The organism is Methanobrevibacter sp. (genome assembly GCF_045646045.1).
GTDB lineage: Archaea > Methanobacteriota > Methanobacteria > Methanobacteriales > Methanobacteriaceae > Methanocatella.
Map to the genome: position 1 here is coordinate 1 of NZ_JAZRJY010000012.1, position 13,758 is coordinate 13,758.

14 protein-coding genes are annotated in these 13,758 nt (G+C 29.0%); 2 read left to right on the forward strand and 12 right to left on the reverse strand.

Annotation, left to right across the window (positions count from 1 at the left end; translation table 11 throughout):
• Positions 1-38 precede the first annotated feature (38 nt).
• The gene (locus ACKI5C_RS00835; RefSeq protein ID WP_407431084.1) at positions 39-1,172 is read right to left on the reverse strand and encodes a PH domain-containing protein; all 1,134 of its coding nucleotides are present in this window, start codon (positions 1,170-1,172) and stop codon (positions 39-41) included.
• Between the two features lie 132 nt (positions 1,173-1,304).
• A complete protein-coding gene (locus tag ACKI5C_RS00840; RefSeq protein WP_407431109.1) occupies positions 1,305-2,540 on the reverse strand; it encodes a proteasome-activating nucleotidase in 1,236 nt (411 codons plus the stop codon).
• A gap of 197 nt (positions 2,541-2,737) precedes the next feature.
• Here ACKI5C_RS00840 and ACKI5C_RS00845 point away from each other — a divergent pair, with 197 nt between their 5' ends.
• On the forward strand, positions 2,738-3,223 hold the full coding sequence (locus ACKI5C_RS00845; protein WP_296797856.1) for a multiprotein bridging factor aMBF1: 486 nt from the start codon (positions 2,738-2,740) through the stop codon (positions 3,221-3,223).
• Positions 3,224-3,323: 100 nt separating this feature from the next.
• Here ACKI5C_RS00845 and ACKI5C_RS00850 read toward each other — a convergent pair whose 3' ends face one another.
• From ACKI5C_RS00850 to ACKI5C_RS00895, 10 genes are all read right to left on the reverse strand, one after another.
• Positions 3,324-3,755 (reverse strand): DUF356 domain-containing protein, encoded by a 432-nt coding sequence (locus ACKI5C_RS00850; protein WP_407431087.1) that lies wholly within the window; start codon positions 3,753-3,755, stop codon positions 3,324-3,326.
• 40 nt (positions 3,756-3,795) lie between these two features.
• On the reverse strand, positions 3,796-5,010 hold the full coding sequence (locus ACKI5C_RS00855) for a hypothetical protein (protein WP_407431089.1): 1,215 nt from the start codon (positions 5,008-5,010) through the stop codon (positions 3,796-3,798).
• Positions 5,011-5,058: 48 nt separating this feature from the next.
• The gene (locus tag ACKI5C_RS00860; RefSeq protein WP_407431091.1) at positions 5,059-5,499 is read right to left on the reverse strand and encodes a hypothetical protein; all 441 of its coding nucleotides are present in this window, start codon (positions 5,497-5,499) and stop codon (positions 5,059-5,061) included.
• A gap of 78 nt (positions 5,500-5,577) precedes the next feature.
• On the reverse strand, positions 5,578-6,999 hold the full coding sequence (locus ACKI5C_RS00865) for a Mur ligase family protein (protein ID WP_407431093.1): 1,422 nt from the start codon (positions 6,997-6,999) through the stop codon (positions 5,578-5,580).
• A 12-nt stretch (positions 7,000-7,011) separates the two neighbouring features.
• Positions 7,012-8,082: a glycosyltransferase family 4 protein gene (locus ACKI5C_RS00870; RefSeq protein WP_407431095.1), complete on the reverse strand. Its 1,071-nt coding sequence runs from the start codon at positions 8,080-8,082 to the stop codon at positions 7,012-7,014.
• 64 nt (positions 8,083-8,146) lie between these two features.
• The gene (locus tag ACKI5C_RS00875) at positions 8,147-9,241 is read right to left on the reverse strand and encodes an acetyl-CoA carboxylase biotin carboxylase subunit family protein (protein WP_407431097.1); all 1,095 of its coding nucleotides are present in this window, start codon (positions 9,239-9,241) and stop codon (positions 8,147-8,149) included.
• Positions 9,238-9,735: a hydrogenase maturation peptidase HycI gene (gene hycI / locus ACKI5C_RS00880; RefSeq protein ID WP_407431099.1), complete on the reverse strand. Its 498-nt coding sequence runs from the start codon at positions 9,733-9,735 to the stop codon at positions 9,238-9,240. The genes ACKI5C_RS00875 and hycI overlap by 4 nt, the downstream gene beginning before the upstream one ends.
• A gap of 27 nt (positions 9,736-9,762) precedes the next feature.
• Positions 9,763-10,530: a methyltransferase domain-containing protein gene (locus ACKI5C_RS00885; RefSeq protein ID WP_407431101.1), complete on the reverse strand. Its 768-nt coding sequence runs from the start codon at positions 10,528-10,530 to the stop codon at positions 9,763-9,765.
• Positions 10,531-10,547: 17 nt separating this feature from the next.
• Complete coding sequence (gene nikR / locus ACKI5C_RS00890) at positions 10,548-10,994, reverse strand: nickel-responsive transcriptional regulator NikR (protein ID WP_407431103.1); 447 nt, start codon at positions 10,992-10,994, stop codon at positions 10,548-10,550.
• A 115-nt stretch (positions 10,995-11,109) separates the two neighbouring features.
• Positions 11,110-11,586, reverse strand: a complete 477-nt coding sequence (locus ACKI5C_RS00895; RefSeq protein WP_407431105.1) for a hypothetical protein — start codon at positions 11,584-11,586, stop codon at positions 11,110-11,112.
• A gap of 665 nt (positions 11,587-12,251) precedes the next feature.
• On the opposite strand from ACKI5C_RS00895, the gene ACKI5C_RS00900 reads away from it, so the two are divergent.
• Positions 12,252-12,962 carry a hypothetical protein gene (locus ACKI5C_RS00900; RefSeq protein WP_407431107.1) on the forward strand — a complete coding sequence of 237 codons (711 nt, stop codon included), beginning with the start codon at positions 12,252-12,254 and terminating at the stop codon, positions 12,960-12,962.
• Positions 12,963-13,758 lie beyond the last annotated feature (796 nt).

The window sequence follows — 13,758 nt, forward strand, 5'->3', positions numbered from 1 at the left end:
AGTAATTCCATTATTTTCCACCTAAAATAAAATATAAATTATTTTTTAAATTTATCAATGTGTCGTTTTATAACACTTTCACTAGATTCATCCACATTATTTTTTTGAGAATTTGAATCTTTTTGATTACGTTCATCAAATGAAAAATCACTTTCATTTTCCTGATAATAATCACCATTACTATTGGAATAATCGTTCCTTACTTCATTATAATATGAGTCTTCACGATAGGAATTTGGTGAATTATGATATGACTCATATTCATTGTTCATTGCACGATTAATATTATTTTCCAAACTCTCATCATATGGTTCATATTCATATCTTGGCTGTTGAACATTATTATAATTTAAATCTTCAGGATAGTAATCATATTGTCTGCGTTGATATTGCTCCTCCTGTTTTATTGGAGTAATAACATCAACATCATCATAATATTCATCCTCAGGATAGTAATCTTGCTGATAATTATCATTAACATTTTGTTGAGAAGACTGATAATAATCTTGCTGATAATTATCATTAACATTTTGATGAGGAGACTGATAATAATCTTGCTGATAATTATCATTAAAATTTTGATGAGGAGACTGATAATAATCTTGCTGATAATTATTATTTAAATTTTGATGTGGTGGTTGATAATAACCCCTATTTCTATTCATGTTAGAAAATATAATTTCTTCCACTTTAGATGGTTCAGAAATATTTTCAAGGGCTATTTGATTATTATCATAAGCACTGTAAACACTAATTGATCCAACATTAAACAATCTCGCAAAAATACTTTGAGAAGTATTGATATCCTGAATTGTAGCATAAGGCATGTAATTTTTACTGGTAAGAACAACACCGGATTTAACAATGATTTTAGAATCAGTCAAAATATATTCCTTGGAATACCATCCAATAATTTGCCAGATAATATATAAAATATCTATAAGTATAAAAACAAAAACTGCAATTGCAGCATATCTGGTTAAAGGTAATTTAATATATGATATTAAGTAAACCTGCATATTCCCAATAAAATGAATAAATGGTCCAGATATAGATAAAATAATAATTAATATAATAAAACCTATAATAGCTTTCTTACAACCCAAAATTAAATGAGATTTAGCCTGATAAATAATTCTCTCATTAGATTGATTATCATTTTTTCCAAACATATTACCACTATTAGATTTTAATAATAAATAAAGTTTTACAAAAAATAGATAAAAAATAAGCCTCAGCTCGCCCATCATTCATCACTAATCAGAGCTCATAGGGTTCATCATAGGCTTATTTTACAAATAAAATTAACCGAACATTACGCCCGCTTCTTTTCTGAATTCTTCATCATGTTCAGAATCAACAACTTTATCAACAGCATCCATGAAGTCAGCTACTGTTACCCTATCACGTTTTTCACGAATAGCAAACATACCTGCTTCAGTACAAACTGCTTTTAAGTCTGCACCAGATAAACCGTCAGTTAAATCACTTAAAAGGTCAATGTCTGCTTCTTCATCCAATGCCATTCTTTTAGTATGGATTTTAAGAATTTCTTTTCTGCCTTCTTCATTAGGAAGAGGAACTTCAATAAATCTATCAAAACGACCAGGTCTTAAGAGTGCAGGATCCAAAATATCAGGTCTGTTGGTTGCACCGATAATACCGATATCTCCTCTGGATTCAAAACCATCCAATTCAGCAAGTAATTGCATTAAAGTCCTTTGAACTTCCCTATCACCACTTGTTGAACTTTTAAGTCTTTTAGCAGCAACAGCATCAAGTTCATCAATAAAAATAATTGCAGGAGCTTTTTCTTTAGCCAATTCAAATACTTCACGTACAAGTCTTGCACCTTCTCCGATGTATTTTTTAACAAATTCTGAAGCTACGATTTTAATAAATGTAGCATTTGTTTCATTAGCTACAGCTTTTGCAAGTAATGTTTTACCGGTTCCCGGAGGACCATATAATAAAATTCCTTTTGGAGGATCTATACCAATTTTTTCAAATAATTCTGGTTCTTTTAAAGGTAATTCAACAGTTTCTTTAACTTCAATTATTTGTTCGTCTAAACCTCCAATTTGTTCATAAGTTACATCAGGTTTTGATTCAATTTCCATTCCAGAAACATTTGCATCTTTTTCTGAAGGCAACACTTCAACAATACCGAAAGTCTGTTGGTTTAGAGCAACTCTTGAACCAGGTACCAATAATTTTTCATCTAAGAATTTTGAGTAATTAACAAGAAAACTAGGACCAGTACTACTTTTAACTGTCATCCTATTTTCATCTAAAACTTCAGTAATAGTAGCTAAAACTAAAGGTGGAGATCTAAATCTTTCTACTTCGGAACGTAAGGATTTAGCTTCTCTTTCTAATCTGATTTTTTCATTTTCAATTAGAACTTTATCTTTTTCTAATTTCCTAACTTTCCACATTAAGTTACTTTTAGCTTTGGATTTTTCTTCACGAATATAATCGATTTCCTCTTGTAAAGATTCAACTTTTTCAATTAATTCCTCTTTTGAAGAATTTTCCAAATCATCAAAATCATTCATGTGAATCATCTCCATTAAAATTTCTACAACAAAGTTACTTTTAATAACATTTAGTAATTATAAATATTTAAAGTTATTTATTTTAATGTAATCAAACAAAAATTTTGTGTATAAAAACAAAATTTATTAATGAAAATAATATAAAAATTTACATAATTAACATTAAAAAACTGATTAATATGGAATGCGAAATTTGTGGTAAACCAGTAAGTGAAACAAATCCTACAAGAGCAAAAATTGAAGGATCAGTTATGGTTGTATGTAAAGAATGTGCTAAACTTGGAACAATACAAAAAGCACCCCCAAAACCTAGATTCCAGCAAAACAAAAAAGGAAGAAAAACCACACAACCAAAAAGAAATTATAGAAATGATGAACCTTCAGACGAATTAATTGAAAATTATAATACTGCTGTAAGGAATGCTAGAGAAGCTAAAAACTGGTCTAGAGAAGATTTAGGTAAAAAAATCAATGAAAGAGTGTCTGTTATTAATAGAATTGAATCCGGAAAAATGACCCCGGATAATAAATTGACAAAAAAATTAGAAAAAGCATTAAACATTACACTGCTTGAAAGTATTAATAATGATGATTTAAGCCAGTACATTAATAATTCATCTGGTGAGAGAACACTTGCAAATATTGTAAAAATTAAAAGAAAATAGTTATGATTTTAATATTATAACTATTTCAACAACTATTTTTTTATTCATCCTGCCAGAAATAATTAAAAAAAAGTTAAATAAAAAAATTAAAATTAGATAACTATTCATTATAGCTATTTAATTTATTATTTTGAATATATCTTCTTTCGCCCTTAACAGAATAATCAATTTTACCTACATTAACCATTTTGTAAGATTGATAACCTTCCATATCATGAGCGATTGTTAATTTTTCTTCCAATTCATCATATCCTTTATATTCCTGACTGACAACAACAATATGTGCCGGAGGATGAATTTGTTTAATTTTTAAAATACTTAAAGTAGTATCTTCTTTAACAAAAAATGCAGTAGCTACATTAGAATTAGTTTTAAGTTTTGATTTTAAAATTTGTTCTACTAAAGAATCGGCGAATTCTGCACTAATAACTTTTGGTTTTGTTGTTAAAGTTAAATTTCCATGCCTTTCCATATCTGAAATAGCACTTAATAACTTTGATTTGTTTTCACCTCTAACTAAAATTAATGCCATAATATCTCCTACTTAAAAAAAAAATAAAATGGTGAAAAAATCACCTATTCTGGAATGATTTTAATAACCTACTTCTAAATATGACCAATAGAATTAAAACAATACCTACTGCCGTTTGAATACTACCTAAAATATTCAGGATGTTTTCATCAACAGGTAAATCCCAAGGCGGTGCGGATCTATCTCCAGGAAGTGCAGTGTAATAAACACCAACAGCCTTAGAATCAGGTTTTACATTTATATCTTTAGGTTCAATATGCTCAACACCCATTAAAAGACCGTTATTAATAGCCTTATTTATTGATCCTGCAATAGCGGATGAATCATAACCATATTTATTAACAGAAGCCTGAACGATTTCTTTAGTAGTTGATGCAATACCTGCTTTACCACTACCATAAACAGAAACACTAACTGCATCAGGACTGACTGTAATTGTACTACCTAATGCCTCATAGGCATAAACAATTTTTAAATCATGATTACAAATAGGACATTTGTCATAATTATCTGCAGTAGGATAACCTACACCCCAACCACAGTTTTCACAAACTTTGGAGTAAGCTTCATCCATCGGATAACCCGTAGAATTCATTTCATGAGGCGTAAACATATCTGAAGTGGATATACCTGAAACAAGGTTTACTCCACCACCACCATATTTTTCTCCAGAATCACGAGCAACTTCACCCATAGCTTCAGAAAGTATAGTGGTTGCAGGATAACCATCCCTAATCATTTTTCCAATATTCATTGCAGTCTCTTTACGAACGGAATCAGCTGTACCATACAGTGGATTACCTGCAGTATTTCTCAAGTGAATAATAGCTCCTTTTTGACCTTGAGGTAAAGTAGCTACTCCACTACCATAAGGAGTTACTGTAATAGACTTATCTGCATCATTAACAGTTATTACATAAGCATCAAATGATCCACCAATAGCTGCGCCCATATAAGGACCACCAACAACTAAACGAGCCCCACTATAACTACTTGCAATAGCTGCTGCAGAAGCGGCGGAAGCATTATTTTGTAAATTAGCAATAGCATCAACAATAGAATCTAACCTAGTATCAGAACTACCAGTACCCCCTGATAGAACCGCAAAATGATGATCCTTAGACATTAAGAATGTTGACTGAAACATATTCTCCGCAAAGGACATACTTCCTGCAGCGGCACCATTCGGGTCTTGACCAGTAGGATCAGTGATAATTATTATATTACAAGTAGCCGCTACACTACTCATAGTCATTAATAATATTATGAAAAAAATTATCGGTATCTTTAATCTTTTCAAACTTTATCCCTCTTTATTTTTATCTTCTATTTTAACAGACGAAAAGTCTTCAATTACAGTTACAGTAACAATTCCCGTATTTTTATCAACTTGAACATCAGCGGCAGTTATCGGAGTAACAGATGTACCTGGAACCGTCGACTCTTTAACAAATTCTTGCGCCGATTGTATCGCATCCTTCAGCGAAACTTCCCTTTTAGAAGTTTTTAATATATCGCCATAAATAATACTACCATCACGGAAACCAGCCTGCATTACGTTTAATCTAATAGTTTCTACAGGAACAATATCATTACCTTTAACAATGATTCCAGAGATGGGTACTCCATCATTAACTTCATCAGATGAAGCGAATGCCACATAAGTAATTAAACGGCCACAAAGAATCAAAATAAACGCTAATAATAAAATAATTAATGTGTCTCTTCTAATCTTTATAAACATGTTTTATCCTCTTAGATTATATTCATAAGAATAAAAAAATCTATACACTTATAATTTTAATTAATATAATATTTAAATTTATAGAATTTGATTGAGTAATGATTCAGCAGGGTCCATACCTTGAGCCCCGATTAACAAAATAACATCTTCGTTATTAGCTAATTTGCACACTTCAGATAAACAGTCATATAAATTATCAAAATGAGTATAGCTTACATTATTTTTATTTAAAACATCAAAAAATACGTTTCTTTCTTCAGGAGTAACATAATTTAAATCATTCACTACATCATTACTGGAGGATAAGAATAAATCAATATCCGGATTTAAAACTTCAACCAATGCTTCAACATTTAACTGATTAATCTCAACTCCACGTGAACCTCTAATAGCACATGCAACAAATAAGTTTTGATTTTCTCCTAAAAGTTTAATAGTTTCTTTGATTGTATTTTTAATTCCATCGGGATTATGTGCAAAATCATCAATAATCAATGGTTCATCATTTAATTTAGCAAAACGCCTATTTAGTGCTCGGTAAGATTTAACACCATTTCTTATTTCATTCAAATCAATGCCTAAACTAAGACAAGCACCAACGGCAGATAAAATATTTTGTATAAAATGATTGCTGGTAAAAGGTAAATCCTCTTTTTTAATTATTAACTCATTACCATAAAAAATTCCATCATCAAAGTATAAATCAACAGATTTATCATTCATGGACCAGTAAAACGGATTTTTAGAATCCAATTTTCTAACAAGTTCATCATCATAATTTAAAATTGTTATTCCATCACCTATAGATTGTGGAACAGCACTTACTTCATCAAAAACTTCATCTATTGAATTTACAAGACCAATATGATCCATAGCAATATTGGTAATAACACCAACTTCAGGATTTAAGGCATTGGACATCAAAGAAGCATGATTCTTCATTAAATTTCCTAGCCAACCTTGTACTTCAGATACTTCAATGACCAAATAATCCAATTCACCGTTTGCATTAACTTCGTCAGAAATTAATTTAGAAACCATAGGATCTATTAAGGTATTAAATTCGGATTCACTGTCAGTGTTTGTAAATACATGAAAACCTGCACTTTTTAAAATATGATATATTAAGTGGGATGTTGTTGATTTACCATTAGTTCCGGTAATAACAATATTTTTGGAATTTGGCGAATAATTTTCAACAGTCCATCCTAAAGCATAAGCATTAGCCAATTCAATTTTATCAGTTACTATCAATGGGAAGTTTAATTCTTCAGCAGTTTCAATTGCACCGTCTTTTGGATTTTGAGTAATCAAACATGCAATATCTTTGCCGGCAGCTATTTCAATTCCTTTTCCATTAATCCAATGTCTTATTACAATATCTCCTTTTGAAGAATCATTCAATAAAGTAAATCTTCCAGTGAAATCTTGATTTAAAAAGAAATTATCATTACCAACTATTTTACCATTGATAGAATTAGCTAATTCATTAATCTTCATTTAAAACCCCATTTAATACAAATACATATCAGCAAGAATACCTAATACACATAATATTGCTGTAGAACCCCAATAAATTAAAATAATTTTAACTTCGGATAAACCATAATGATTTAAAGTATGATGTAAAGGTTCAACAGGCAATTTAATAATATGTGCCCTGTGAAGTAAACTAACGATAACAGATAAAATAGGTACGCCTAATGCAATTACACCATAGATAGGTACATCACATAACAAAACAGCAGCCGCATAACCTGTACCCAATACAAATGATCCGGTATCCCCCATAAATATTGAAGCAGGATACTTATTAAATACTAAAAATCCAAGACATAATGCTGCTAAAATCAAAAATGGTGGAATAATATGTGACATTCCAAATAAATAACCATAAATACAACATGAAATGGATGCAATACCAACAATTCCTGCTGCAAGACCATCCATACCATCAATTAAATTAACGGAATTAATACAACCTAAAACAGCAATAATTGTGACAGGAATAGCTAACAAGCCTAATTCAAAACCACCCAAATAAGTAATAGCACCGGTTAATCCCAAAAGCAATCCAATGACAATCTGACAAATAATTTTTTCAAGTTCTTCAGGTTCTGTTTTTATTGGAACTTCACCAACAACCTTAACTTTGTTTTCTTTAAGTAAGTCATCAACTTCTGCTTTAGCTTTCGGAGTAGCTACTCTAACTTCCTCTTGAGGTTGAACATCCAATCTACCTAAAGTTATTGTTTCATTAGAAATATTAACAACAACTTTTTGAACTTCCTTAACTTTTAGTCCAATCAAATCATCTACCAAACCTACAATACCTCCAGTAAGCATGATAAATGAAAGAATTAAAATAGGAGTATTTTGATAATAAAGTGAAATAACTAAAGAAATGGAAAATAAAAATGCGATACCACCCATAGTCGGTGTTCCGCTTTTATGTCTATGTTCACTAACAATAGGATTATCAGTAATCCTTGCTTGAAGCAATATCCTTTTTACATACCACGTAAAGAATATCGTTGCAATTAATGTTATTAAAAAAAGAATTAACATTTCTCCATTATTCATACTAATCACTACAAAATATTTTAGACATATAATATTTTATTAATTAATAGTATATAATTGTTAACTATATTAATTCATTAATTAAGTCCTCAAGCTCTTTTTTAGATTTAGCACGGATAGTAATTCTTTGATAACCTTCAGGTCCATGAACAACAAAATCATTATTGTCAAAAGATTTTTTAGGTTCATTAATTTCAGGACCATGATAATTACCGATAGGAATTTCTGTTGAATAGTAATATTCAAGTTTATCAAAAATATTTTTTAAGCTAAAATCGCCACAGGCCATGTTAATTAGCTCACATAATGAATTAATACCACATGTAGCGGAAGTCAGATATCTTGTTCCATTAGGTCTTGTATTGACTTCAATCGCATATAATTTGTCTTCTTTATGAGAATACATAAAATCCATTTCAAATATACCATCAGAATCCAGATTACGTGCAACATCATATGCCACATGCTGAACAAGATTGTTATCAAGTCCATCAACCAAAGAAGGCCCTAATTTAACTTTATTAAGCGGGTGTGTACCTTCAAGAGTTGTTTCACCTTTATAAATTGGTGGAAGAGCAACATATTCACCATTATAACCCAGCACTTCTATTGAAATTTCAGACCCTTCAATAAACTTCTCACATAATGCATAGGAATATTCTTCAAAGTATTCATTTACATCATCCGAATTATGTGCTATTTTAATATCCTTTCCTCCCTGACCTTCACCCTGTTTTAAAACAACTGGAAAATCAAGAGTTAAGTCATCAGGACTATTTAAAATTTGATAATCCGGTGTAGCAACACCAATATCACCATAGAATTTCTTTGTATTTATTTTATTTGAGGTTAACTCAACTGCTCGAATATCTGCTGCAATTACAGGAATTCCATAATCTTTCTCTAACTCTTCTTTCATTTGAGCAACCTGTATCAGTGGCGGATCAATTCCAATTAATGGAACTATCGCATCAACATTTTGAGTAACAGCAATTTGTTTTGGTCCATCCATTCCTCTAGGTACAATAAAAACCTGATCAGGTAAATCTAAATTAATAGCTTCTTCATTTGATTCAGTTAAAATACTATCTATACCTTTCTGCCTAACATAATAATCAATATCATCATACAAACGTGAACCTATAAACAAAATTTTCATAATAATTCCCCCAATAATTCTATAATTTCATCAGCACTCTTTTGAATATTTTCAGTTAATTCACCATTAAAATCCATCAAATCAGCATTCAAAACACCTAATGAATCCTGATCAATTAAATCCAATGATTTTGGTTCAATACCTATAAATAAAATATTATCATGATTTAAAAATTTTACAAAATATGATAAGGACATCGAATGTGTAGAAATGCCTATATTTGCAAAATCATCTTTATCAACAATTTTATAATCGCCGGGGCTTAAACCCATTAAACATGCATCAACCAATATAATGTGTGAAGGATTTTCTTTTCTAATTTTACCCGTGAAATTCTCAGGAACTGTTTGGGCGTTTATAAGCAATATATTTTCATTTAAATTTAATTTACTTAATCTGGAAATAATGTATGGACCTACACCGTCATCATATTTAAGCTCATTTCCAATTCCAACAATGATTAATTTCTCAAAACCATCAAGAAAATCTACCAATTCATCCCTAAAAGAAATAAAATCACCTTATATTATTTGGGTTTCAATAGTTTCTATACCTTGCCCCATAATATATTTTAATTTAACATTAATTAAATCATTGCATTTTACATTTATCTCATCAATTGGAATTAATAATGGAGGATTAAACATTGGTGTTGGCCCGCAAACCAAATTATCATTAAGAATGCAAACAGTAGTTATTTTAATTCCATTAGCTATTTTATCTTTATTAACCTTAAATTTCAGGTCTGTTTCAAAATAAGGATTTATTTCTTCTTTAAAAATAATTTTAGAATAATCAAGTGGATTAGACAAAATTTCATAAGAGGCATTTTCATCCCAATGAATATAATGTCTTTGCATATTAACTAATTCAGCAATATTTATAATTGCATTTGGAATTATTTCACCATCCTCTTTAAGAAATTTGCGTGCGTAATTCAATACCTGAACCTCTTCCTCATCAATCAGTCCGGTATCCAGCATTTCACACACAATTAAATCTGCTTTTTCAGTAAAATTATAGTTTAAAACATCTTCGTTAACTACTTCAATATTATCAAATTCTTTAAGATTTTCAGATGCACATTTACTTGCTTTAGAATCTATTTCAATAGATTTTATTTCATCGAATTTATCACTTAAAAAATAAGACAATAAGCCTGATCCGCATCCTAAATCATAAGCTAAATTTGTATTACCAGAATAATTATCAATAGCTTCAAAAAAAGCAGATACCCTTTCAGTATCTTTCAATAAATCTAAATGATAATGGGTGGTTTGAAATTTCATGAAAAAATAAAAAAAGATTAGTGATGATGATCATGGGAATGTCCATCAGGTTCACTAAATTCTTCACCATTTGCAGTACTTGTTAATTTTACATGTTCTACACCTTTAAGTCTCATAATCCTTTCAGTTAACTCCCTAATTTCTGCAATATCACCATTAACTACTACAATTTCCATACAGTATTTATCTGTCATGTGTATATGCATACTGGTGTTAATTTCATTTCTGAAACTGTGTTGGATTTCTGCAAGATTTTCCATTACTCCGGTGTAGTGGTGGTCATAAATAATAGTTACAATTCCTATTCTTTCCCCTTCCATTGAATTCATCCATTGATAACGGACAATATAATCTTGAAGTGCATCACGAATACCTTTTGAACGAGATTGATAACCTCTTTCTTTTAGCACTTCATCAAAATCAGCCAATAATTTTTTAGGTAGTGACATACTTATTCTCATCATAGAAAAAACCTTAATTCATATTTCTTTATACATATTTTTATTTTAAATATATATAAATATTATGATAAAATTAGAAAAAAATAATACTAGAATAATAAAATTTATGTAAAAAATATTATTCAACCAATAAGTAGTATTCACCATCAGATTTATGGATATGTTTTAAAAGACCCTTATTTTCCAAAGATAAAATTATATGATACATCCTAAAATTAGTTAATTTCAAATCGCCATAAAGCAAGTTACCTTCAAGAATATATTTGGAAACCAGGTTTTTCTCATTAACTAAAGTTTTAATTAAATCAAAAGATTCTTTCTCTTTAATATTTAACTCTAATTCCTCCAAATCCTTTTTGGAATTTACAGTATTAATTTCCTTATCTGAAACCAACAATTTAATATTAGAATCTTCAAACTTAATCAATTTTTTATTTGAAAGAGAATTTAAGACTTGAACTAAATCGTATTCGTGAAAACCCCCAGAACATAACTCTTTTTTAAGAGCATTCATTGGAATAGTCCCATCATATTCCACATCAAATATTTTAATCTGATTGAAAACAACTTCTTCTTTTCTAGTAATAGTAATCATATAATCAATTAAATCAGTTTGTGTTTTACATTATGAATTTGATATTACTTAAATATTTTTGTAAATGAAAAGTGTATATTATGAATAAGAAAATTTTAACGGGTTTAATTATTCTGAGGTTGATTTGTGTTAGGATTTCTGAATCTTAACAATTCCACTATTTTACATTATTTTTATAAATGAGATTACTTTTTTTATTTCCTTTAGATATATGTAGTGTTTTAAGTAATTTTCTTTCAAGTTACACCTTCAATGATACTTTCATTAATTATTTGTAACTTTTTAGAATTAAGTATTGTTTTAATTTAACATCTTATTCAAATTTGTAATTACAAATATTGATTTATCGGTGAAATTCTAGCTAAAATTTAATATTGAAAGAAATAATTAAAATTTAGTGGAGTTATAGATTTAATGACTTTAATTATTATTTTTAGTTTCACCCATTAAATAAATGAACACGATGATTATTCTAATAGATGCAAATTTAATCCCATTCATTAGATGAATCACTTCTTTGATAATTCACTATCGAATTTTCATCCCATCGGAACTGAAAATATGTAATTTTATTTTTAATATGTTTGAATAATTAATGATAATTTTTTTTTAATATGCGGATTTTTTAAATAGATATATATATTTGTAAATGAAGATTGTATAGTATGAATAAGAAAATTTTAACGGGTTTAATTATTCTGGGGTTGATTTTTGTTGGGTCTGCAACATATGCATTATTTAATGAAAATATTTTATTAAATGATGTAGCATCAGATATTCAGACAAATGACACAACACAGTCAAATAACCAACCTAATATCCAAAATAATCCGGCCAATAGTCAAAATAACCCATTAACCAATATTATAAGTGGAGAAAACTCTAATTTTGTTACTAATAATATGGCTAATGTTGTTTTAAATGGTATTAGTGATAATAGTGCCGTTAATGATGATGTTGGACAGAAAGTTGTAAAAGAAGTCTGGAGAATCACAATAAATAATCAAACACATATAATGTATGATGATTATTCTTATATAATGATAATGAATAATAAGACATATAATGGTCAAGAGGTAAGACATGTGGTTGATACTGATACTGTAGAGGGTGGTTATGTGTTGTGTTCAGACTGTGGAAATTACATACCTGTAGGTAAGGTTTCAGGATTAGTGGCTGAAAAATATTTATGCCACTGCCCAGACGAACATCCTACAAGTGTTAAAGATGTTCCATGGATATATTCTGAAGAAAGTATTATACAGGATACTTGGTTGACTGAGATTTCTTCCAAACCATTAGATAACTCCAATATTGATTCTGCAGATGCAGGCAATATGGATAATATCAATATTCCTGATGAAGTAAATCAGTAGAATATTGAAAACACGAATTCTCCAATGAATATTCCAAATTTGATTGATAGAAGACCCACAGTATGAACATAAGTTAATGGATTGGTCATATCCTTTTGAAAAATCCCTATTAAGTCTGAATTAAAAATTAAAACTTGATCGGAGTGTTAGGATTTTTGAATCTTGACAATTCCACTATTTTTTTACATTATTTTTAAAATGAATGGGATTACTTTTTTATTTCCTTTTAATATAGATATATGTAGTGTTTTAGGTTATTTTCTTTCATCTTACATTTCCAATGATATTTTCATTAATTATTTGTAACTTTTTAGAATTAAGTATTGTTTTAAATTAACATCCCATTCAAATTTGTAATTACAAATATTGATTTATCGGTGAAATTCTAGCTAAAATTTAATATTGAAAGAAATAATTAAAATTTAGTGGAGTTATATAGATTTAATGACTTTAATTATTATTTTTAGTTTCACCCATTAAATAAATGAACACGATGATTATTCTAATGGGTGCAAATTTAATCCCATTCATTAGATGAATCACTTCTTTGATAATTCACTATCGAATTTTCATCCCATCGGAACTGAAAATATGTAATTTAATTCTTAATTTCAATTATATATGCCATTAATGATAATATTGTTAATTAGGCACAAAAAAGGAAAAGGTTCTGGTCGAAAATATAAAATAACATTATAAAAAAAGCAATGAACAAATTTGGTTAAAAATTATTACTAAAAAAAGAAAAAAATGGTTTAAATTGTTTAAACCAATTAAATATGAGTTATACTTTCAT